The following is a 23,100-nucleotide window of genomic DNA, read 5'->3' on the forward strand; positions in this document are numbered from 1 at the left end:
CCGGATAAGGGGGAAGGAGGTCGATACACCAATGACATTGAATCGACCTGCGCCAAGCTGATACAGCATCCACGGCGAGCAAACAACTGGACCGCCTATGTCGCGAGTTCGGTGGCGTCATCTTAACCTGGATAGGGGCACGAGAGGGCGAGCCATGGATGGTTTACGCTGTGCTCGGTATGGCGATCTCGCATCTGTACAGCCAAAGTCTTCACTATGGTCCGCCGGCGACATACGGCTTGTTCATATTCTCCTGGATTGTCTGCTTGCAAAGAGGTCATTCCCACCGGGAACTCCCCGTTCGTGATTGTGGCTAGAGTTAACCAATCGGAAATTTATTTTCATGTTGGCATAGCCAGTTATGCCTGGGCGGTTAACGAAGTCTTGCAATCGGCCCGCTCCCACAATTTATAGCGGCCATATTGAGACACACCGAGAGTATAGACCGATGGAAGATTCGCGTATTTCGATTGCAGACCACGAAGCCATTTCGCAGGACTTAACATCCTCCGGCCGTGACGAGGCCCATGCTGCCGACAGCGGCACGCATCTGCCGCTGCAGTTATCGCGGAATGAGGACGTCGCCGAATTCCAGCTAGCGCAGGCCGCCGAGCATGCGGCCAGCGGCAAGACCGAGGGGCAGGCCGGGGCCGATCCGCAGCATGGCGGTGCCAAGCAAACGGTGCAGATCACCCCCGACCAAGGCAATATCGCTCACCTGCCGCCGAACACCTCGATCGACGACATCCATGTCGAGGGGCGCAACCTCGTTGTCATCCAGGCCGACGGAACACGCATCGTCATCGTCAATGGTGCGCTGCATGTGCCGACCTTTATGATCGGCGAAGTTACGCTGCCGCAGCAGGCCGTGGTGGCTGCCCTCGAACAGCAGGGCGTCAATGTCGCCGCAGGCCCAGACGGCTCCTACCATGCCGGCAGCGCTACCTCTGGCCATGAATTCAGCGATAGCGCGGCCCAGAACGCTCGCACGCCGCTCAACCTCATCGGCCTGCTCGGCCCAGACGGCCAATTCGGCAATGGCGGTGGCAGTCTTAACTCCGGCACGCCGAACGGTCTGCCCTTCATCGATACCCAGCGTACGGAGATCGCCTCGCTGACCGAGACGGGCGACGCAAGCGGTGCCTTTGTCACGCAGAGCACCACTGGCCGCTTCGGTTTCGGCGGCGCCAACGCCTCGATCAGCACCGTGACGCTTCTCGGCGAAACGGAGGTCAGCAGCAACGGCACGCAGCAGCTAACGAGCCTGACGTCGGGTGGCGTTGCCGTCATCGTCACGCAGGACGGCGAGACCGTCACCGGCACGGCGAACGGCAAAACCATCTTCACGCTCGTCTTCGACAAGGCGACCGGCGACTACACTTTCACACAGTTTGCCGCGCTCGATCATTCGGCTGGCGCGAACGCGACGGGCAGCGACGTACTGCAACTGCAGTTCCAATATACGGTCGTCGACAAGAGCCATCATAGCGTCACCGGCACGGCGACCGTCAGCGTGGCCGACAGCGTTCCGGTAGCCGGCAACGGTGATGCAGGAACAGTTACCGAGGCCGCGCTCGCGGGCGGTAACGGGAGCGCCACGGACGCCCATGTCGCCGCAACGTCGGCCACCGGCTCACTCAATATTTCCTGGGGCGCCGACAGCGCCAACACCGACAAGGGCGGCCTCGGTGACCGCTCGGTCGCGTTCACCAACGCCAATTTCGCCGTGACTGGCGAGGCCGGCACGGCATTGACATCGCACGGTCTTGTGGTCTCGACAACGATCGTTAACGGCACACTGATCGGCTACACGGGTAGCGATGTGCCCACCGCGACCACCAACGCCAATGTCGTCTTCTATGCAACGGTCTCTGATACCGATAACGGCCACTACAGCTTCACGCTGGTGCAGTCGCTGGACGACGCAAAGGGCTCTGACGCCATCTCGCTGACCTTCAATTATACGGCGACAGATTCTGACGGCGACGCGTCGACAAATAGCTTCACGGTGACGGTGGACGACGACAGGCCGCTCGCGAGTTTGGGCACGACTTCGGAAGTGACGGAATCGGCGCTTTCCAGTGGCGGTACCGCAAACGAAACATCGGTGACGAGCGCGTCGTCGACGGGCTCGCTCAACATCTCCTGGGGTGCGGACGATGCCAATATCGGCAGCAGCGGCGCTGGCGACCGCTCGGTTGCTTTCACCAGTGCTTCTGTCTCGGTCGAAGGCGCTGCGAACGATGCGCAATTGACCTCGCATGGCCTCACGGTTTCCACCACCATTCTCGCCGATGGCACGCTGGTCGGCTATACGGGCAGCGATGTGCCCACCGCGACCACCAACTCTAATGTCGTCTTCTATGCTACGGTTTCGGATACCGATAACGGCCACTACAACTTCACGCTTGTGCAGTCGCTGGACGATGCAAAGGGCTCTGACGCCATCTCGTTGACCTTCGGTTACACAGCAACAGATTCTGACGGTGACACGTCCGCCAATACCTTCACAGTGACGGTCGATGACGACAAACCGGTCGCGGGTTTGGGCACGACTTCAGAAGCGACGGAATCGGCGCTTTCGAACGGCAACGTAGCAAACGAAACGTCGGTGACCAGCGCGTCGTCGACGGCCTCACTCAACATCTCCTGGGGTGCGGACGATGCCAATAACGGCAGCAATAGTGTCGGTGACCGCTCGGTTGCATTCACCAGTGCTTCCGTCTCGGTCGAGGGCGCTGCGAGTGATGCGCAACTGACCTCGCATGGCCTGGCGGTTTCCACCACCATTCTCGCCGACGGCACGCTGGTTGGCTATACGGGCGAGAACGTTCCGAGCGACATCCACGGCAAGAATGTCGTCTTCTACGCCACCGTCTCCGATGCGGATGCCGGCAGCTACAACTTCACGCTGGTTCAGTCGCTGGCCGACGGTGTCAAGTCCGATGCCATCCATCTGACCTTCAGCTACACTACGACGGATTCGGACGGTGACGCGTCAACGAACAGCTTCACGGTGACGGTCGATGACGACAAGCCTGTTGCGTTTGATGCCGAAGTAAAGGAAGGTCTCTACGATGGCAATACGACTTCAGTCGTCAGCCCACCGCCACCTTCGATACCGCTGGAACTGCTCGCTGAAGTACCGAGCCAAGAAAATGCGCCGTCCTCGAATACCGACAGCGTCAGTGGAACGCTGTTCAAGGCCGGCGCGGATGGCTTTCAAAAACTCGAATTTACTGATCCGAGCAATCTCAAGGGCATCTATGTCGATGCCGACGGCGTGGGGCATGTCGAAACGCTGACCTTTAAGAGCGTCACGACGGACGGAACGACGGTTTACACCGCGACTGGCGAACATAACGACGTCATTTTCACGCTGACCGTCCAGGCGGACGGCAGCTATACGTTCCAGCAAACGGGTGCTCTTGCCGAAGCCAAGGACGCGGACAACTCGACGTTCACGATCGGCTTTACGGTCACCGACGGCGACGGCGACAGCGCCAGTGGATCGCTGACCCTTACGGTTGGGGATGCAAGCCCCAGTGTGACGATATCCAGCACCAACCAAAGCATCGTCATCGGCGAAAGCGGCATCCCCCATCATAACGATGACGTATCGTTCTGGAACCGCGGCGAACTTGCCGCACTGCATCAGATTTTCAGCAGTGTCGATCACGCAGCAAACAACGGCAATGCGATTGCCTATGCTCACAGCGACAACGCTGTCGTCAGTGCCGATCCGACATTTGGAGCAGACGGCCAGGCGACAAACAATGCGGTCGTTTATTCGCTGACGCTTGGCGCTTCGGGCGAAAACGGCCTAGTCGATTCCGGCCTGAAAACGACAGATGGCCACGAAATCTATCTCTATAGCGAGAACGGACTGATCGTCGGCCGCTACAGCACGACTGACGGCGGTACACCGACGACCGCTGCCTTCGCGATCGAGATCACCCAGGACGGCAAGCTGAACATCGTTCAATACGCCTCCTTAAGCGAATCCGACACAAGCCAATCACACGAAATTGTCTCGATTCTCTCCCAGAAGGTCTATGCGACCGTCACCGTTACGGATGGCGACCAGGATACCGCACAGGACAGCGTCGATATCAGCGGTCAAATCCAGTTCCAGGACGATGGCCCGAAGGCAATTGCTGAAAGCCCCAAATTCATCAGCGAAGACTCCACCTCGAAAATTAGAGATAATGTCTTCGACACCAGTCATGCCGGTGCGGATGGCGCAACACTGACCTCTGTTACGCTGAACAGCGCCGCAACTTGGCATGGGCATGCGCTCAGCAACTATACTTTCACCGTTTCAACCGGCCAGCCGACGGTGATCAAGACGGATCAGGGCGTCTACACCTTCAGCTCCGACGGGAGCTGGAGCTTCGATCCGGCGCTCAACCAGAACAACAAGAACGGTGAAGCCGCCGGCTTCAGCTTTACCATCACGGATGGCGATGGCGACACCTCGACAGCCATCCAGCAGATTACCATTAAAGACGGCCAGAATCCGACCGTGAGCGGACCGAAAGGGGACTTCTTTGGCCAGCCCACGGTTTCCCTGATCCTGAACGAAGCCGATTTGAAAAATGGCACGAGCCCGAACGCGCAAGGCAAAGCGGAACAGGATTCGACGAGGAAGCACAATTCGCTGACCTTCACGGCTCATTCGGACGATATCGCTATCGCCTTCGGCGATCCGTCGGCGATCAAGGTCGACGGCCTGGCAAAGGGTGAAACGATCGCCTGGGTCAACAAGGGCACGACACTCGAAGGCCATCTGGCCAATGCGGATGGCAGCGCTGGTGCGTTGCTCGTCACCCTGAAGCTTACGGGCCAGCTCACGGCAGATGCCGGCGGCAACACCGCGACGCCGACGATCATTGCGACGCTCAACCATGCGCTCGATGGCAGCGGCAGCGCGGTGACCATAAATGGTATTCAGGTCGTCGCAACCGATACCGATGGAGACACGGCGACAGGGCTAGTCAAAATGACCGTTGCCGACGACGCGCCGGTTGCCGGTTTGGGGGCCGCTGGCACAGCTTACGAAGCATCACTTCCCGAAGGCGAGGGCGGAAAGGGCATTTCTGCGACCGCTGTGGGCTCTTTGAACGTCACTTGGGGTGCCGATGGGCACCAGGCTGTCGCATTTTTCAACGAAAGCGTTTCGGTTAGTGGTGAAGCGGGCGCTGTGCTGACATCTCACGGCCTCCTCGTCCACACCACAGTCCTGGCGGATGGTACGCTGGTCGGATTTACCGGCGACTCTGCGAGCGCGCTGACAGACGCTAACGTGGTCTTTTACTCAACACTTTCCGATAGCGGCAAAGGGGCTTACAGCTTTACACTCGTTCAGTCTCTTGACCACGCGAGTGGCGGAAACCCGCTGACTTTGACCTTTGAATATACCGCCACCGACTCTGATGGCGATTCCGCCTCGAACAGTTTTACGGTTTCGGTCGTCGATGATGTACCGGTTGCTGGAGCCTCGATCGCAGATCAGACGCTTACGGAAAACAATCTAATCGACGCATCAGGATCGTTGGTAAGCGACGGCATTAGTACTGGCGAAATCGCGCTGAATTTTTCCTTCGGCGCAGACGGCCCAGCAAAGACCGCAGTCACATTTGCTAGCCAGGCGGCGGCTTCAAATATCACCCTGACCGACGGCACCGGTCACGTACTCGATTTGTCGCATCTGACCTCGGGCGGAAATGCCTTGCAGTATGCGCTCAGCAGTGACCACTCGACATTGACAGCTTATTACCTCTCGGATGGGCATGAGGTAACAGTCTTCACCGTCTCTCTTTCCGAAAATGGCGCTCACACCAGCGGTGCGTATGACTTCACGCTCTACAGGCCGCTCAGTGATTCTGACGCGACTGATTTTCACCTGAGTTTCGCTGTCGTCGGTCATGATGGCGATGGCGATACGACCGCGGTATCCCAGTCATTTTCCGTCGACATTCATAACGATATCCCTACTGCAAATAACTGGTCCATTACCACCAACGCGGCGCCGGGTGAGACGATCACCATCCCCACGGAGGCGCTTTTGTGGGCGGCATCCGGAGCGCATGCCACAGACCTTACCATTGCTAAAATCACGGGTTCAGTTGCGACGCTAAATGGAGACAGTGTCGCGATCTCTGTGACTGGCCAAGCCGAGACATTCGACTATACCGTTAGTGACGGACTTCACGAAACGGTTGCCACGGCGAGCCTCAACGGCCATTGGAACACGATCGGCACCTCCGCGAACGAGATTTTCGTAGCAGCTCAAAGCGGCAATGGGGACACGATCATTGGTGGCCTTGGAAATGATGTCTTGATCGGCTCGGCAAACACTGCCGAGAATGTCCTCTACGGTGATGGGACGACAGAGACGGCGCACGACGGCAATGACCTTTTGATCGGCGGCATCAATTCGACAAACACCATGTATGGCGGCGGTGGAGACGATACGCTCATTGGCGCCCAGCATGCGCTCAACAAAATGGATGGTGGCAGCGGCAACGACACGCTGATTGGCGCGGCGAATGCGACCAACGAGATGCATGGAGGCAGCGGCGACGACGTCCTCTCTGGTGGACACTTTGCAACGAACACCATGGACGGTGGATCTGGTGACAACACCTTCATTGCTGGGCTGTTCTCCGTCAACACCATGATCGGCGGTAGCGGCAACGACACTTTTCAGCTGATTGAGAATTCGTTCAACACGGTGACGGGTGGCGGAGGTAACAATACGCTCGACTTTTCTCGGTTCGACCATGCGATCGAGATCACACTAACCCAAAGCAGCACTTCCACGCATTTCGACGTTTCGGGCGGCGGCCTGGATTATTCGGATATCAACGGTATTATCGGAACATCCTATGATGATATTATCATCGGAGGTGATCACTCTAATTTTCTCTCCGGGGGCGCCGGAAACGATATCTTAACTGGTGGTGCCGGCAATGACATGCTGGATGGCGGTTCCGGTTTTAATTTGATGACGGGCGGAGCAGGTGCCGACACGTTTATTATTGATGCCTCGGCCTTGAGCAAGCTCGACCCCGCTGACGTCATCGCGGATTTTCATCCGACGACCGAGGGTGATAAACTCGACGTGTCCGGTTTGATTGACGCTCTCATGAAGCAGGATAGCCTGTCTGAAGGAAACGCGATTAATCGCCTGACTGCCGTAGTCGATGACAAAACCAACACGACAACCATCAACGTGAACACTGGCACGGAAACCCACGCCGTTGCCACATTGGAGAATTTCTCCCCCAGCGCTGCTGGCGTGAAGATCTTATATGATCATCACGAGCACGCTCTCACCACCACTCACACGGGATAAACCTCGCCACCACAAGGCGCAGCTTGGTTAAGCTGCGTCTTGTGTCCTGAACAGGTGATCCGAGCATCATTGCTGAAGGCCGCCGCCCGCAGCATTGATGATGCTCGCCCCTTATTTGCCGACCTCAGGGTGAATTGTTCGCTTAACACGAGTCGAATTCCATGCTCTGGCTCTGCCTTGCTTCCACGAGCAGGGACCCCTCGTTCAGCTGCATCTCCTTGACGGGGATAGCTAAGTCCCGACAATCAAATGACGTTTTCCGAACAATCAACCTGAATTCTTGCAACAGTCCCATATTTTTGGGGATCAAAGATCGCTCCCATCTTCCTTGGCGCCACGAATTCTGAAACAACCTCTGACGGGGGGCATGGTTGATGAGGATTGTACGGTGCGCAACACCATCCCTAGGAAAATCTATCGCCGATTGCGCAATTTGCCGTCAGAGTTGGCGCTTTGGGTGATCAATCTTCCAGCGATCGAGGCTCGGCTTCGCACCTCATATAAGCAAGCGCGCATTGGCCATTTGGCAAGGCTTCCGAAGCTTTCCGACCAAGATGCTGAGATTGTCGAGGGACTAAACCGCGACGGCGTTTACGTTACCACTCTAGCGTCGCTCGGTCTGCCGCTCAATAGTGAGATGTTCGCGTCTGCCCGGTTAATCGCCAAAACCTACGAGCAGCGCGTCCGGCAAAATGCTTACCATGGTTGGGAGACGATCATGGCGACGCCGGATGAGATCACGAGTAACCCTTCCATTTTCCTCTGGGGGTTGAATCAGCGCTTGTTGAACATTGTCGAGGCCTATCTCGGCCTTCCAGTCGCCTATGACGGACTGAACTTGTTCTATACCGTTGCGGATGGCCGGCAGATTGGCACGCGAAAGTGGCATCGAGATCGCGAGGATCGGAGGATGATCAAGATCGCGGTCTATTGCAACGATGTAGATGAAGGCGGTGGCCCATTGGAGGTGGTCCGCCCGAACGTCATCACCGGAGACTTGGCGGACAAATTCACGTATCCGATACTCAGTCAGGAATCGCTTGAGGCAAGGCTCGGCGGCCCCGTCACTGATCGCGATATCGTCACCTGCACGGGTCCGGCGGGAACTGTCATCTTCAGTGATACGGCCAGCCTGTACCACCGCGGCAAACCTGCCATATCCCGCGATCGTTGTGCGATTTATTACAATTACTTCTCACGCAGACCGCGGCATCCGTTCTTCTGTGAACGATCCGGCCTATCCCGCGCCCAAATCGCTGAACTTTCCCATGCGTTGGCGCCGGAGCAAAGGAGTTGCGTCAGTTGGCGTGATAATCTCCCCAGGGTTGCGCGTCTTATTCCAAGAAATGTAGCTTAAACGCGCTGATGCACAGATTCCGTTTAGTCGGAGAAGGACTACGTCCTCAAAATGGCGCCTTCTATTGGTCATCCGGACGATCCATTTCGGCTCGACCAGAACAGTTTGCGGTATGCGAGTGTTCACGTAGACCAATGACAGCGGCAGAGGGGCATCGAGGAAGCAAACGCCCTTCTATTGATCAGCGAAATCGGCGATCAAAGCCACCAATTCGGCATCCTGCCCGGCGAAGCCATGATGCGCGCTGAAGGTACAGGGATTGCCTTGTTCGCTTCCTCCGCTCAACCACTTCACTTCAGCGCTCGCCCCGGCCCATTCTCTAAATGGTGCCACCCCGACGGGCTTTGTGAAGCGGCAATTGTCTTCTGGATGATGTATGACGAGCGTCGTAGGCAGGAGCGCCGACTTGCCGAGGATTGCGGCGACGCTCTTGGTCGGACCGGATTCTTTACTGAGGAAGCCGGAAGTCAAAACCAGCTTGTCCGGACGCGCGCCCTGGCGCAGTCCTTCCGCCGCGCGTTGCGTTCCCTTGCTCGTGGCCACAATGGTAACGGGGCGCTTGAGACCGGCCATGAAATCCGTGGCCGCGGTGAGATTAGTTCCGAGCTCGACGAGCAGCACGTTAAAGCCTTTGTCCCGGAAGGCATCACGATTGCGGATGAGAACATTGGTCGCGCCATCGCTAAAGCGAGCGTCCGCACTCACATTCAGCCGCCCATCGCCGCCGGTCAGCAACAGAATGCTTCCCTTGGGCTGACTGGCGCGCATGAGAATGTTCTGCGTGGTTTCTATGGTGATGGTCTCTCCACCGTTCACAGACAGCCAATCTTGGCCCATCGCCTGAGTGGAGTTCACAAAAGATAAAGAAAGGCAGCATGCTCTAAATGCTTTAAACATTTTGCTTCTCTTGCTTATGGGGACGGTCCGAAAGCGGCAAATATATCCGGAACTCTACACGGAACATTGAAGCAAATGCCGTGCGAGGAATGTTCTTCCCCTGATGAAGCTCCACGTTTTGGGTGCCGTAGCCAATTGCCCTCGCTCTTCGAGAATGTCGATCAAAGGTAATGCAATGAGCTCAGCCGCTTCGTTGCGATCTGGCGCATTGTGAGCGCCTTCAAGAATCTCAGCAGCGGTGGATTGGCTGACGGTCAGAAGGAAGAGTTCTGGGTGGCAGAAAACGGCATCATAAGCTATGCCGATCGCCAATGAGGTAGATCGGCTGAGATCAGCGACGGCAATCTCTTCCATGACCTCGCGCGCCGCTTCGTTGAAAAGATCGACCACATCGCCTTCATCAGGCGCGTCAGCGTAGCCTCCGACGAAATAAAGTGCGCCAGGATTTTGATCCGCCGAAAGGCTTCTTTTGGTGACAATGATGGAACGATCCTTCGTTAAAACGATGGCGGTCATTCCTGTCGGGTCAGCGCGCTTCGCGTCGGGATATTCTTCAAGAAATCCGGGATGGCGCGTCGCTACTTATGCGGAAAACGACGTGCGATTGGCATAGATAGTCAGGCGGCCGTTTTCAACGTCATGGCTAGCCATGCGCAACAAAGCTCCGTCAAAGGCAGCGGGGTGTTTTTGACGGAAGGCATCCCACACTACCTTTCTTTTCTCATCGACCTCTGCGGAAAGCTGAAAATTTTGGAAAATGCGGCATTCGTGAATTAGCCCCCGAAAGGCCCGGACATGCTCCACCACTTAGCTAAGTGGGTAGGAGTAATGTTGGTAATATGACTAGCAGCAATTTTAAGATGGAAGTCCTCTCCGGGCCGGAACGTCGGCGGCGTTGGAGCACGGCAGAGAAGCTCGCGATCATCCACGAAACCTATGAGGCGGACGCGACGGTGAGCATCGTCGCGCGTCGACACGGTATCCAGCCGAACCAGTTGTTTGCGTGGCGCAAGCTGGCGTCCCAAGGGGCACTGACGGCGACGGCCGCCGAGGAGGAGGTCGTTCCGGCTTCCGAATACCGGGCGCTTCAGGCCCAGGTGAAGGAGTTGCAACGCCTGTTGGGCAAGAAGACGATGGAGAGCGAAATCCTGAAGGAAGCCCTCGAAATCGCCGGTGGCCCAAAAACATCTGTTGCGCTCGCTCTCTCTTCCGAGGGGGATTTTGGAATGAAGACCGTCTGCGAAACTTTGGGTGTCGCCCGCTCGAATATCGCCGCGCGCGCCGCAGGCTCCCCTTCCAAAGCCAGAGGACGCCCGCCACTACCTGATCGTGAGCTGCTGGAGGACATCAAGGCCGTCATCGCCGATACGCCTACCTACGGCTATCGGCGTGTCCATGCCATCCTGCGTCGGAATGCCCGGAAACTGGGGCGTTCGTGGCCCAATGCCAAGCGTGTCTACCGGGTGATGAAGCTGCACAATCTGCTGCTGGTGCGTCATACCGGAGCGGTCAATGATCGCCTTCACGACGGCCGGGTCGCCGTCGAGCGTTCAAACATCAGATGGTGCTCCGACGGCTTCGAGATCGGCTGCGACAACAAGGAGAAGGTGCGCGTCGCCTTCGCCCTCGACTGCTGCGACCGCGAGGCAATCGCCCATGTCGCCACCACCGAGGGCATCAAGAGCGAAGACGTGCAGGACCTCGTGATCACCGCTGTCGAGAACCGCTTCGGCCGCATCAACATGCTATCCGAGCCCATCGAATGGCTCACCGACAACGGCTCCTGCTTCATCGCCAGGGACACGGCATCCTTGCTCCGCGACATCGGCATGGAACCTTGCACGACACCGGTGCGAAGCCCGCAATCGAACGGCATGGCCGAGGCGTTCGTCAAAACCTTCAAGCGCGACTACGTCTCGGTGAATCCAACCCCCGACGCTGAAACCGTCATCGCTCAACTGCCGTTCTGGTTCGAGCATTACAACAATCTTCACCCGCACAGTGCTTTAGGATATCAATCGCCGCGCGAGTTCATCAGCTCGCAATCTCAAACCTGAGCATGTCCGGTCTTTTGGGGGCAACTCCAATTCGATACGATCTACTGGGATGCTAAATGGATGGTCTTCAAACGAATGATTGCCTCCGAGAGCAGGGTCGCAGAGTTCTCACCTCTGGTGAAGCTCCACGTTTCTGGGTGCCGTTGGTAATTGCTTTGATTGCATAAGGAGATTGACGCAGTCTTAGCCAACTTACCGAGGTCGAGTATTGTAATATTATTACATATGTCGTGATGGGGATTTATGTAATGCGGTAGCAGATGACGGCTGGTTTGCATCCAAACCGGGGCACGAATGGTTCGAGGCCACAGGTGAAGGCGGCGAGCGACTGGAGGAATTGGCGCAGTACGACGCCCGAGTTTCCGGCCCCGATCTAGCAGCCCTTGCCGAGAATACACGGCAGGTTATCTGGGGCGAGTTTGTCGGCTGGGGACCGACGCAGTCAGACAAGAAATGGGTTACGATTCGAGGCGTCGACAGCACGTTCTACGAGATAGATACGGATGATGAGACGGTACTGAGTAAGATCAGCTCGGCCTACAGAGACGTCCGAACTGAGGAGGCTGCGATTACATCATGGCTCGCGGACCATTCCGGTGAATGATGGCAACCAGACGCGAACGGCAGCCAGAGCAAGGAAAGCAGCGAACGGCTTTGCCGTTTTGTCGTAGCGGGTGGCTGCGCGCCTAAACTGCTTGAGCTTGTTGAGCAGGCGCTCGATACGGTTTCGATCCTTATGGGCCCGAAAGTCGCAGACGGGACGGTCTTTCCGGTTTGGCTTCAGCGGTATAACCGGCCTGATCCCGTGGATAACTGAGGCACACACCGCACGGATCAGAACGAAACCAAGCAAATCGAGGCTTATTTTGAATCCGACAGGCAAGCCGTTTTCACGAGCGCATTTGGCACGGTAGGCTACGGCGCTTGTACGATGCGGCCACTGCCTCTGATCTCCGAGCGCCGCAGGATCGGGCGGCCGAATAGCTCAACGTTGCCGCTCCCGGAGATAAAGACGTCCGCATCTGTCTGTGCTGTCATTTGCGCGTCGCCGCTGCCGCGAATCTTGATCTGCGCGGACTTGGCAGTCAGTTCCTTAAGCCGCGCTGCGCCCGAACCCGAGATGTCCACATCGACCGTATCCGCAGTTCCACTGGCGGCAACGCGGCCGCTCCCCCGGATGCTCAAGCTCAACTGAGGTTGATCGATCTGCGATAAGGTTAGGTCACCACTGCCGAGCAGCTTCCAATCAGTGATCGCCGGTCCCGACACGCTGACAGCGAGTTTGGATGCAAACCAGCCGGCATCACAATCTAGGCTCAACCTGTGACCTTCCATTCGCACATGGTCAAGAAGAGTAGGGTCGCCGTTCACGACAACCTCTGCCTTGCCGCCCGGCTGATAGCGAACCGAAGCCGGCAGATCGATGGCCAGACTGTCACCGGCGGTGAGCGCCAGCGTGACCTGCGGCTTGGCGGATGTTGTGGATGCACAGGCGGAGGGTATTGCGCCCCACAGCTGCCTCGCGTCGGCCCAGTCTCGGCCCGAAAGCCCGATACCCAGCGCGAGAAGGACGACGGCACCGATCAGTCCCGTCGTCGCAACGAAAGCCAATTTTCCCTTCACTGTCCGGTTCCTTTTCCGTGTTGTCTACAAAGCTCAAACGTGGTCGTTGTCCAGTTGAGCCAGGCGGAAATGCAGCCGGGCATAATGTCCGAGCATGCGTGTGCCCGCGCCCACTCCGATTAATAGCAAAGCGCCGCCGCCCACTAGGGAACTGACCAATCCGGCGCCGATAAACAGGCGTGCCATTAATCCGACGATCGGTTCGCCAAAGTGGAACAGCAATGTGGTGAAGATGATCTTGACGCCGACCGCGCCGATCGCCGCCAGCGCGATCGCAAAGCCAAGCGTGATGACGATCGTCACGATCAGCAATGGCAACAGGATAAGAATATCGACAATGGCAAGGCCCGCCAGCGCCGTGGCGGCCGCCAGCAGATTTGACACGCTCCAATGAGCCTCGAAACGCCGCAGCCCTGCCTCCGCTCGCAGTTCCCTTGCAATTCTGGCTGGATCGCCTAACGCGGCCGCGACCTCGGCCTCGCTGCGACCCGAAGCATCGGACTCGGCGAAATGGGCGGCGTAATCGGCGACGATGTCCTCGATCTCTTGAGAGGGGAGACCGGCTAGTCGCAGTCTTAGCATGCGTAAGAAAACGTCCCTGGTCATGGCAAATCCTCAAGCAGTTTGTCGACGGCATCAGCAAAGGAACGCCAATCGTGGCGATGGGCCTCGAAAATCGTCCGGCCGAGCGGCGTAAGCCGGTAATACTTGCGTGGGGGCCCATTGCTGGACTCGACGATACGAGTTGCCACCAAGCCATCATTCTGCATCCGCCGCATCAAAGGGTAAATCGTTCCCTCTCCCATGCCGACGGCAGCAACCAAGGTGCTGGCGATCTCATAGCCATAGCTTTCGCCCCGTGACAGTACGGCGAGCACGCATAGATCGAGCGCACCTTTTCGTAATTGAACTTGGATCGAGTCCGTCATGAAAGATTCCAATTTACAGCATGGATATAACAAGCTATCTGTTTATGCAAGGTACTGTTCATCACGAAGGTGATCGCGGTCCGGCACCGTGGGAAACTCCAATGATTCAAGGCTGCTTCCTGACAAAAATGTACATCGCCTGATCCCGGGCGCCTAATTCTCGCTTAAGGAGTTGTCATAGTGGTTCGTCTTGGCTTCATGCTTGCCATGTCCCTTTGTCTTGCGACCCCGCTGGCGCATGCTGCCGGCTTCCGACCGATTGAGGTGCCGGGCGACGGTGCGCTTCCGGCGATCGGAGGAGGTGTTTGGTATCCGTGCGCGCAGCCGGTCAGCGATCTTAAGGTCGGACCTTTCACCATCGCCGCCGCAAAAGACTGTCCCATAACAGGGGAAAAATTGCCCCTTATTATCATGTCGCATGGAAAGGGCGGCGCGTTTGTCGGCCATCATGATACGGCAACGACATTGGCGGACGCAGGCTTCGTCGTTGTGGCGATCAGTCACCCAGGCGACAACGCTCTGGATAAGAGCCACATCGACGACCTTTCGGTCTTCGTCGAAAGGCCGCTCGACATCAAGCGCGCCTTGGACTTCATTCTCGGTCCATGGCCTGCAGCAAGCACGATCGACCATGCGCGCATCGGACTGTTCGGCTTTTCCCGTGGAGGATACACCGGGCTCGTCGCCATCGGCGCCAATCCCTTTTTCAACAAGAACGTCAGACTGTGCGACGGCAACAACAGCCCTGTTTGCGATCAAGTCCACAAGGGAGGTCTGCCAGAACTTACCCACGATCCACGCATCAAGGTCGCGGTGATCGCCGACCCGCTCAGCATCTTCTTCACGCCAGAGAGCTTCAAGACGGTGAAGGTGCCGGTACAGATTTGGAGATCGGAACGCGGCGGGGATGGTGTGACGCCGGAAAGTGTCATGGCGACTGCCAATCAGCTCCCGGAAAAGCCCGAGTTTCACACTGTTCCGAACTCACAACATTTCGACTTTCTGCCTCCTTGTCCGGCAGCACTGGCAAAAGCTGTGCCGGCAATCTGTGTAGACCCGCCGGACTTTGATCGCGCCGCATTTCACAGGGAGTTCAATGCCACGGTACTCGCATTCTTCCGCAAGCATCTGACTGAAGCGAGATAGCTTCCGGCAGTTCGGCATTTTCGATCCTGATTGCTGGGTAAGGGCTTTTTGCAACAGAGCCGTCTTGAGTTCGGCCAGCGCCGCGCCGGTCATCACATAAGTGTTCCAAGGCTGAATGTTCGATCCTGACGGTGACCGGGCCGCGGCGGACGGCACGCGTTCAAGGATCTCTCTCGCCACGGGCTTTTCTTTGAATCCGCGGACCGACCGGCGGCTTGTGACTGCCTCATATACGTCCATGACCACCTCTGGCGTAATCACACCGTGGTCTAGGAGGCATATGTCAAACGTCCAGCAAGGCGCGCCGCATCAAACTCGATTCATGCGGACGTGCTCCCCGCCGGCACCGGATCGGCGCGATGTCCTTCGACTCCAAGGTTCCGACCGGTCGCGAATCCCCGCCGCAGGTCGCTCGGCCCGGCCTGGCTGCACCATTCATGAAACTCGCTATCCACTTCGCACGCCACGAACATCGCAACAAAAGATAGCAAAAATATGCCGCTACACCTATTCAGTGGCCGTTCAGGAACGACGCATTATGGTCATCTCTGCTTAGGAACACCCTCTAGGAGATTTTATGAAAAACCATGCCCTGCTGGGCACGACATTCGCGGCCTCATTAGCCTTTGTCGCCCCGGCGCATGCTGACTTCACGATCGGCATCATCGCGCCCCTGACGGGTCCGGGCGCTGCGGACGGCAATAAAGTCAAAAGCGCAATGCAAGCCGCCGCTGATGAAATCAATAAGAATGGTGGCATCCTTGGCGATAACCTCTTCTTGAAATTTGGCGACGACACCAGCGATCCGCTGAAAACCTCATCCATCGCCAAGGACTTTCTCGACGAAAAGGTCAACTTCGTCATTGAGGCGGCGGTTTTTGATCCTCCGCCCCCTATCCAGGTACGCCCCGAGTCTCCGTCAGATATTTTGGCCCTCGCAGGTACTTACCTCTCACATCTGACAAAGACTTCTCCGCTGCCCAAACTCATCGACGGTGGACGGACGAGCAATCTCTCCACCGAATGCTATCGCAACGATCCCCGACAAGCTGTGATAGCCGCCAATTATGTGTTGAGGAATTTTAAGGACAAAAAGATCGCCATCCTCGATGACAAGACTAACTATAGCAAGCCTCTGGTGGACACTTTTAAGACGACCCTCAACAAAGGCGGCGTAACCGAAGCGCTCACGATCTCCGTTGACCCTAGCGTATATGACTACAGGCACGAGGCGGAAAAGCAGGACGTGGAGAAACTGAAACAAACAGGGGTGCAGGTCATCTATTACGGGGGCCACTATCCGGGACTTGACACGCTTGTGCAGCAATTGCGGGAAAGCTCCGTCAAGCTGCAGATCATCGGCGGTGATGCCCTATCGAACGTCAATTACCAGACCTCCGCTCATAAGGAAGCTGATGGCACCATCTTCACCGACGCGCCTCGCGAGACGCTGACCACCGATTTAGAAAGCGCCCGCGCAGCACTCAAGGCGCATGAGACTCCAGTCGAGGACCTGACGCTGCGCTCCTATGCGGCTGTCCACGAGGTGGCGAGCGGCATTAAAGATGAACTGTGCTACGGTCATAGCGAATTCAGCCTCGTGACCGATATAAAGGATGGGAAACCAACTATCTATCTCGATCCTAGGGCCGTTGCAGTCCGACTGAGCGCAGACGAGGCTATTCCGGTAGCGATCGACGAGGCAACGGGAAACAGGATGCCACCGAGCTTCTCATTTTACATGTGGAAAGCTGGCAAGACTGTCCCAATCAACGAGACGCCCCAGGGAAACTGAAGTTGAGTTGAAGCTTCAACAACGGCCGATCGCCTTATGGCGGATCGACGCTGCGCCGTCAGTCCGGATCCGCTCAAGCAGCCGCCGCACCTGGCGCTCGCTCAGGTCAAGCACGTGCGCCGCCGACACCAACGTCATGCGGCCGGCGACTACCTTCGACAAAATCTCGATCCGCTGCAGGTCACGCTCGCTCATCGCTATCAATCCCATCCGCAATCTCCCAGGTCATCAAAACCCGGGGAGAGTGACATTCTAACTTTGCAGGATCAGGACACTTTAACTTTGCGGTGGAGAAGCTAACCCAAGTGCATCACGCCGGCGTCTAGGGTAGGGGATCACCCCTCTTCCTGCAAATGTGCCATGAACACTTCTGCCGGGGTTTGGTATCCGAGGCATTTTCGCGGTTGATCGTTGAGATGGCGGGCAAGGTGGGTCAGGTCGCGCTGAGAGACGGCTGCAAGATCGGTATCACCTGGCATGAAGCGGCGAATGCGCTTGTTGGCATTTTCCACCGCACCTTTCTGCCAGGGCGCGCTGGGATCGCAGAACCAGCTGCGCGCGCCGATGCCATCTTCCAAAGCCCTGAAGCCGGTGAACTCCGTGCCGCGGTCAAAGGTGAAGCTCTGGCGAGCAAAGGCTGGCAAAGGAGAGAATGTTCCGATGATCTTGTCCATGATCGGACGGGAGTGCCGGCTTTGGTTCTTGATCATCACGGTGTAGCGGCTTTTGCGCTCGACCAACGAGGTGAGGTTGGCATGACCGAGCTCGCGTTCGAAGATCAAAAGGTCGCCTTCCCAGTGACCGAACCTCGTCCGATTGCCAATAAAATCAGGTCGTTGCGATATCCGATGACTGGCGGGAAACACGCTATTTCGTGGCTTTCTGGAGCCACGCGGGCGGCGCTTGCGGCGCGCCTCCGGCAGATAGCGATAAAGACCGAGCCCGTAATCCTCCTTGCCGTAGATGAAGCGGTAGATCGTCTCCTTGCAAATGCGAACAAGGCTCAGGCCGTCCAACAGCAGACGGCCGGCGATCTGTTCCGGTGACCAGTAAGCCTCCAGTTTCTCGATGACCATGCTTCGCAGATGCGGATGGCGCCGCAGCTTCCTCAAGCGCCGGCGCCGTTCCTTGGCGATGTCATCGGCAACCGTCGAGAAGTAGCCGCTGTATTCGGGAAGCTCGCGGTCATGAAACGTGTTGCGCCTGATTTCGCGATAGATGGTCGAGCGGTGACGACCGAGCTGGCGGGCCATCTCGTTGATCGGCACCTTGCGCTCGACTAGGTGATGAAGACGCCGTCGATCGGCGAGGGTCAATTGCTGATAGCAGCAGGACATGCCAAAATCTCCAAAGTGAAGCCATTGAAATCATTGGCATGTCGCACTTGGAAATAGAATGTACCCGGCTACAAGCGTTTGAGGCATAATAACAATTATGGAACTTATCCTGACGGTCGTCAGGGGAAGATCATTTCAAGAGACCGCAGTGTTAGGCCCATCATCGAATAACCATTGAAGTCCAGTCATGCCGCGCGTCACACTGTCATAGTGCGGTTCTTTTGGTCGTCGTTCTCAGCGGCGTAGCCGACCTTGAACTGACACCAGCGCGGATAATCACCCACTATGTCAATAAAATCGTCGAAATACCGCAGACCCAGGGCTGAAAGCACCTTCACGAGGCCCTCAAGTGCTTCCTGACCAAAAGATGGCCCAAATGAAATCAGGTGCGCATCGCTATCTAACGGCCCTCGAACCTTCATGGCTGAGAGTAGGTCATCGAGAGCGACCCCACGCTCAACCAATGCAGCTCTTCGTATCACGAGACCATATTCGTGCGTTACATTGATGAAGTTCATTGGTTAACGTCCCGCCATTTGGCACCACTATAGTCACGTCAAGTTCATCGATGAATTGGCTTGAGTTCACGTCACGAGCATCCACAACGTAAACAGGGCCCCAAGCAATCCACACATCAGTTGTGGTCTGAGAATAACTCTGGAGAAAATCTTTTCTTTTCTGAGTAGAGCCACTGCTAACTTCTTCACTTCCACACCTTTTACGAACAAGGCCGGGGCCCCAAACCTTGTGATACCGAACTGGTTCAGCAGCCCTGGTTTGGAAATGTAGTCTGAAAATTTTCGCGGATCCACGATAGTACTCGCTTGGACCGCTGCAGGCGAAGTTCCCATACTTGGCGGGCGGAAGAAGGTAACGCCGCCAATCACAAAAGAATCCAGACTGTCATCGCTCAGGTTATCGTTTGCCATATCATTCTATCCTTGAAAGTCCGGGGAGCTACGAACCGAATTTCGTAAAAGTTATCGAAGGATAGGCATCCGGCATGACGCTCCTCATAAGGTCGCGTTCGGCAGGTGTGGCTTCCGATCCCACCACGCGCGGGTCGCTACGCGTTCCTTCAAGTCGGATGTACCCAGCATCAACGATCTTCCCCTCGCTGATCGTGATGGCACCATCACCCCCAAATGGGTGGACGTAGCTGAATGTTCTGCCGAAGAGTCCGTCCTGGTCACCCCCCGCTTCAATGGTGACATTTCCATAGCTGCAATTCGCGTAGGTGATGACGTAGCGACCAGGGGCGACGGGTACGAACCATCGTGCATATTTCTGCGCGGTCGCAGCGAACAACTGGCCTAGTACCAGTTTGTTTGGGTTTTGCAAACGATACGCGACTGCGGAACCGATAGATACAGGCGGCTCCGTTTCGTCTGGCTTTCCCGCATTGACCCTGCGCAAAGTGATGTAACCGCTGCAATCCACGTCGCCCAACAGCGGCGAATCCACCATTCGGACAAGAAGGAGCGAGCCCTTCTTGTTCTTGTTTGCCAGAAGCTGTGAAGACCCTTCATGTTGCTGCGCAGCGACCTTGGCGGGGTCTGGGGTCCCGGCGCAACCTGCCAAAAAGCTAATAGTGCACCAAGCGGCAATAGTCTTTAAACGCAACCTTGGTTTCTTTCTCAACTGGAGTATACCTTGCAGCCCTAGCCGGCCCTTGACCGGCGGCATCGAGGAAGACTGGCCAAAATCCCAGCTGCGAGTCGACGGGGCCAATTATGGTGCAGGTGGAGAGTTCGGAACGTCGCCGACGAGTTTTGCCAAGTATATCAACAATAGAGGATGCAACTCGTATCCAGAGTATGAAATTGCTAATATAACCTCAAAGTCTTCAAGACTTATATCGGCGTTCGCCTCGCAGATATATTCGCATAGCGTTTCAAAGGCAAGTTTACTTTCGCCATGGCCAATATACTCCATGGCAAAGTCAATCCGCCACTGCTCGATTTTTCCACTAAGTGAATGAGCAAGTAAGTTTATGTTCTTTTCGATGTCAGCAATTTTCATTTTATTTGTTTGAGCCCTGTTGGAGGACCACCGGCGTCTGGAAACGCTGTGATCACTTTACCCGTTGCCGGTTGGTAGACAACACGTATTTGCACGCCATTCCTGGTTTCCCACGCTACCCATTTTGCCGGTGTTCCCGCATTGGTGTACTGCCCGCCAGTGCCTGTTTGCGCGTACCACTGCGTACTCGGGGATGTTGCGATATCACCAATGTCATGAATCACTTGGTCAGGAGTCAACGTTGACGGGAATAAAGTCTTCCCAGGATTGCCTGGTGGATAATGACCTCCGCTTGTCGGTCCGTCACCGTATAGAATATGTTGGCGCGCTTCCGGCGAAAGGAGGTCAACAAATTCACTTGCGTCGGGGATGAGCTCGACTGCTGCTGGTGACGAGCCGGGGTTGCTATTCCCAAAAATGTTGATTGCGGTATTTCCACCCACAACCATCGGATTTCCGCCGCTATCGAGGGTTACGTATTTCTCTGTCGCTTCACCGCTAGGACCCAGCTCCTCATAGACGGGCTCGGGCTCGCTACCGTTTTCTGTAGTGCCAATGCTGCGGAACAAGCTGCCTGAGCCATTGACGGCAATACCGCTGCCCTGGTCAAGCCACGAGAGACTTTCCGGCAGTATCACCTGACTAGGCGACGCAATTGTCGGGCGCAGGGTTGGACCATTTAGCTCCTCGAACTCCTCCTTCAGATCTTCCCAACTTGCGGGAATTTCCTCTTTGGGATCCACTTCCTGTCCGGTCTCCTGGACAGTGATTTTGTCCTCTGAGCTGGTCACGGTGACAATACCGATAATCGTGCGCGCGAGATTGGACGAAACGGCGCCATATGACGGGTCAATTCCGTAGCAACCAGCGCCGCTGGCCTGCTGAGCGCAGCTAATCAGTGCAGCGCGAAGCTCCTCATCATTCAGGTTCAATAGGATTTTCCGCGCCGCTTGACCGTCATCCGAAGACATCCGCAGATCGGCGACCATCTTATCGAGCGCGTTGCCAATTGCCTCAACGAACGTTTGGCCTGCATTAGCAGCAGCCTGCAAGCTTTGGACCGACACATATGGTTCAAGGTCGATATGCTTGTCCTTGGTGATGACGTTCTGTTGTGACGGATCGGTATTGATCTGATTGAAAGGCCGGGTGGCGCCGCTTTGCTCGAGGGAAGCCTGCTGGTCGGCATTGCGGATCGTGACATTTCCTGCCGTGCCACCATTCGAGATCGTGGCCTTGACGGACTGCTCGACGTCGTCGAGTTGGTATTTGCCCTCCGCACTGCTGTTGTTTTGCGTTATGCCGTTGGCGTCCTTGCCGCTGTAGAGGTCGATATTGGCATCGACCTGATAGCCCTGGTATTTCTGCGAACCGACGAAGTCGGACCAGGTCAACGTGCCAGTATCGAGATTGACCTGACCATCGGTGGAGATCAGTCCGGAGGCTTTCAGGTTGGTGTTCTTGCCGACGGTGATGTTCTGGTCGCCGGTGGAATAAAGCCCAGCCGGCGTATCGATCCAGTTGGTGGAGCCCTTGCCGGAGCCGAAGCCCGGCTGCACGCCGCCAAGAGTGAGGCCGCCAAGCGCCGTGCCGACATTGCTTGCCGTCAGCAGGTCCAGACCTTCCGTCTTTCCGATCGTGCCTCCGGTGAAGGAAAAACCAAGCGAGGACGAACTGTTCGATTGGCTGCCGGTGTTCGGCGTCGAGATGATGGAAAGATTGCCGCCGACGTCTCCTTCGATCGTGTCGGCGGAGAAGATGGTGTTGTCGAGCGTCGTGTCGCCCTTCGAGACGAAGGTGATGTTGTTTGTCGCACTGACGGTGGAGATGACCTGTGTCGTCGACGAGCTCGACGATTTCGATTGGCCGGCCGAAACACTGGCGGTCGGAGTGATGCCGGTCGCGCCGCCGATGCCGACGCCGACGGAGACGCCGATGCTGGCGCCGGCCGACTCGCTGCGCGAGGAAGCGTCGGTCGTCGCCTGCGCACCGGCCATATCGATGTTGTTGGCCGAGATCAGCACGCTGCCGTTCATCTCGTCGGATCGATCGGGGTTTGCTTGCGCTGAGATTTGCAGGCCGCGGCTGACAAAATCGCCGTTGGTCGAGATGTCGACCGAGCTGCCCGAGATCGTCGGCAGCACCGGCGTCGAACTCGAAACCGAGGTCTCGGTCTTCGAATAGGTAAAGCCGGCCGTCAGTGAGACGGAGGCGAGATTGCCGGCCGCGACGCTGTCCTTGAGATTGGAAAGCGCCTCATAGGCCTTCATGCCGGCAAAGGCGACGTTGGCGGCCGAATAACCATCTGTGACATTGCCGAGTTTGGACGCGAGATTCTCGATGCTTTGCCCGGCGCTAACGAAGCTCGAGGAGACACCGACGCTGACGCCGGCAAAGAAGCTGGTGGCCACTTCGTCGAAGTTGGTGACGTCATTGCCGGAAAGGATATTGATGCCGTTCGCGCCGGTGATGTTGACGCCGCCGCCGGCGGTAATCTGGCCGGCCTGGTCGTTGAAGGTATCGCCCGCCTTAAGTGTGATGTCGCCACCCGCGTTGATCGTCGACACCGCATTGGTG

The 23,100-nt window shown here is 56.8% G+C and carries 18 protein-coding genes and 2 pseudogenes; 6 read left to right on the forward strand and 14 right to left on the reverse strand.

Annotation, left to right across the window (positions count from 1 at the left end; genetic code table 11):
- Positions 1-448 precede the first annotated feature (448 nt).
- Together QA648_RS35230 and QA648_RS35235 are read left to right on the forward strand one after the other, a co-directional pair.
- Positions 449-7,360: a DUF5801 repeats-in-toxin domain-containing protein gene (locus tag QA648_RS35230; RefSeq protein WP_283054819.1), complete on the forward strand. Its 6,912-nt coding sequence runs from the start codon at positions 449-451 to the stop codon at positions 7,358-7,360.
- A 367-nt stretch (positions 7,361-7,727) separates the two neighbouring features.
- The gene (locus QA648_RS35235; protein WP_283054820.1) at positions 7,728-8,717 is read left to right on the forward strand and encodes a hypothetical protein; all 990 of its coding nucleotides are present in this window, start codon (positions 7,728-7,730) and stop codon (positions 8,715-8,717) included.
- A 174-nt stretch (positions 8,718-8,891) separates the two neighbouring features.
- On the opposite strand, the gene QA648_RS35240 is transcribed toward QA648_RS35235, so the two are convergent.
- Positions 8,892-9,614, reverse strand: coding sequence for an alpha/beta hydrolase (locus QA648_RS35240; RefSeq protein ID WP_283054821.1), 723 nt, complete (start codon positions 9,612-9,614; stop codon positions 8,892-8,894).
- Positions 9,615-9,668: 54 nt separating this feature from the next.
- Positions 9,669-10,130, reverse strand: a complete 462-nt coding sequence (locus QA648_RS35245; RefSeq protein WP_283054822.1) for a hypothetical protein — start codon at positions 10,128-10,130, stop codon at positions 9,669-9,671.
- A 51-nt stretch (positions 10,131-10,181) separates the two neighbouring features.
- Between QA648_RS35245 and QA648_RS35250 the strand changes: the two genes are divergently transcribed.
- A complete protein-coding gene (locus tag QA648_RS35250; RefSeq protein ID WP_283054823.1) occupies positions 10,182-10,391 on the forward strand; it encodes a hypothetical protein in 210 nt (69 codons plus the stop codon).
- Positions 10,392-10,453: 62 nt separating this feature from the next.
- The gene (locus QA648_RS35255) at positions 10,454-11,671 is read left to right on the forward strand and encodes an IS3 family transposase (protein WP_283054824.1); all 1,218 of its coding nucleotides are present in this window, start codon (positions 10,454-10,456) and stop codon (positions 11,669-11,671) included.
- A gap of 574 nt (positions 11,672-12,245) precedes the next feature.
- Here the strand turns inward: QA648_RS35255 and QA648_RS35260 are convergent.
- The 4 genes from QA648_RS35260 to QA648_RS35275 all read right to left on the reverse strand — a co-directional run bounded on the left by QA648_RS35260 (position 12,246) and on the right by QA648_RS35275 (position 14,223).
- Positions 12,246-12,497 carry a transposase gene (locus tag QA648_RS35260; protein ID WP_283054938.1) on the reverse strand — a complete coding sequence of 84 codons (252 nt, stop codon included), beginning with the start codon at positions 12,495-12,497 and terminating at the stop codon, positions 12,246-12,248.
- A gap of 89 nt (positions 12,498-12,586) precedes the next feature.
- Positions 12,587-13,294, reverse strand: coding sequence for a DUF2807 domain-containing protein (locus QA648_RS35265; RefSeq protein ID WP_283054825.1), 708 nt, complete (start codon positions 13,292-13,294; stop codon positions 12,587-12,589).
- Positions 13,295-13,327: 33 nt separating this feature from the next.
- Positions 13,328-13,900 (reverse strand): DUF1700 domain-containing protein, encoded by a 573-nt coding sequence (locus QA648_RS35270; protein ID WP_283054826.1) that lies wholly within the window; start codon positions 13,898-13,900, stop codon positions 13,328-13,330.
- Positions 13,897-14,223 carry a PadR family transcriptional regulator gene (locus QA648_RS35275; protein ID WP_283054827.1) on the reverse strand — a complete coding sequence of 109 codons (327 nt, stop codon included), beginning with the start codon at positions 14,221-14,223 and terminating at the stop codon, positions 13,897-13,899. The genes QA648_RS35270 and QA648_RS35275 overlap by 4 nt, the downstream gene beginning before the upstream one ends.
- Before the next feature lie 207 nt (positions 14,224-14,430).
- Between QA648_RS35275 and QA648_RS35280 the strand changes: the two are divergent.
- Positions 14,431-14,730: pseudogene (locus QA648_RS35280) on the forward strand (dienelactone hydrolase); the annotation flags it as partial.
- A gap of 477 nt (positions 14,731-15,207) precedes the next feature.
- On the opposite strand, the gene QA648_RS35285 reads toward QA648_RS35280, so the two are convergent.
- Positions 15,208-15,609 (reverse strand): nitroreductase family protein, encoded by a 402-nt coding sequence (locus QA648_RS35285; protein ID WP_283054828.1) that lies wholly within the window; start codon positions 15,607-15,609, stop codon positions 15,208-15,210.
- Positions 15,610-15,946: 337 nt separating this feature from the next.
- Between QA648_RS35285 and QA648_RS35290 the strand changes: the two genes are divergently transcribed.
- Positions 15,947-17,164 carry a branched-chain amino acid ABC transporter substrate-binding protein gene (locus tag QA648_RS35290; protein WP_283054830.1) on the forward strand — a complete coding sequence of 406 codons (1,218 nt, stop codon included), beginning with the start codon at positions 15,947-15,949 and terminating at the stop codon, positions 17,162-17,164.
- A 21-nt stretch (positions 17,165-17,185) separates the two neighbouring features.
- Here the strand turns inward: QA648_RS35290 and QA648_RS35295 are convergent.
- From QA648_RS35295 to QA648_RS35325, 7 genes and pseudogenes are all read right to left on the reverse strand, one after another.
- Positions 17,186-17,374, reverse strand: a pseudogene (locus QA648_RS35295) (helix-turn-helix domain-containing protein); the annotation flags it as partial.
- Positions 17,375-17,499: 125 nt separating this feature from the next.
- Positions 17,500-18,501 (reverse strand): IS30 family transposase, encoded by a 1,002-nt coding sequence (locus QA648_RS35300; RefSeq protein WP_283054831.1) that lies wholly within the window; start codon positions 18,499-18,501, stop codon positions 17,500-17,502.
- 197 nt (positions 18,502-18,698) lie between these two features.
- The gene (locus QA648_RS35305; protein ID WP_283054832.1) at positions 18,699-19,019 is read right to left on the reverse strand and encodes a hypothetical protein; all 321 of its coding nucleotides are present in this window, start codon (positions 19,017-19,019) and stop codon (positions 18,699-18,701) included.
- 66 nt (positions 19,020-19,085) lie between these two features.
- Positions 19,086-19,430 (reverse strand): hypothetical protein, encoded by a 345-nt coding sequence (locus QA648_RS35310; RefSeq protein WP_283054833.1) that lies wholly within the window; start codon positions 19,428-19,430, stop codon positions 19,086-19,088.
- Positions 19,431-19,458: 28 nt separating this feature from the next.
- Positions 19,459-20,142 (reverse strand): hypothetical protein, encoded by a 684-nt coding sequence (locus QA648_RS35315; RefSeq protein ID WP_283054834.1) that lies wholly within the window; start codon positions 20,140-20,142, stop codon positions 19,459-19,461.
- A gap of 90 nt (positions 20,143-20,232) precedes the next feature.
- On the reverse strand, positions 20,233-20,523 hold the full coding sequence (locus tag QA648_RS35320) for a MafI family immunity protein (protein WP_283054835.1): 291 nt from the start codon (positions 20,521-20,523) through the stop codon (positions 20,233-20,235).
- The gene (locus tag QA648_RS35325; RefSeq protein WP_283054836.1) at positions 20,520-23,090 is read right to left on the reverse strand and encodes a hemagglutinin repeat-containing protein; all 2,571 of its coding nucleotides are present in this window, start codon (positions 23,088-23,090) and stop codon (positions 20,520-20,522) included. The genes QA648_RS35320 and QA648_RS35325 overlap by 4 nt, the downstream gene beginning before the upstream one ends.
- Between the last annotated feature and the right edge of the window lie 10 nt (positions 23,091-23,100).

Origin of the sequence: Rhizobium sp. CB3171 (genome assembly GCF_029714265.1) — a bacterium.
GTDB lineage: Bacteria > Pseudomonadota > Alphaproteobacteria > Rhizobiales > Rhizobiaceae > Rhizobium.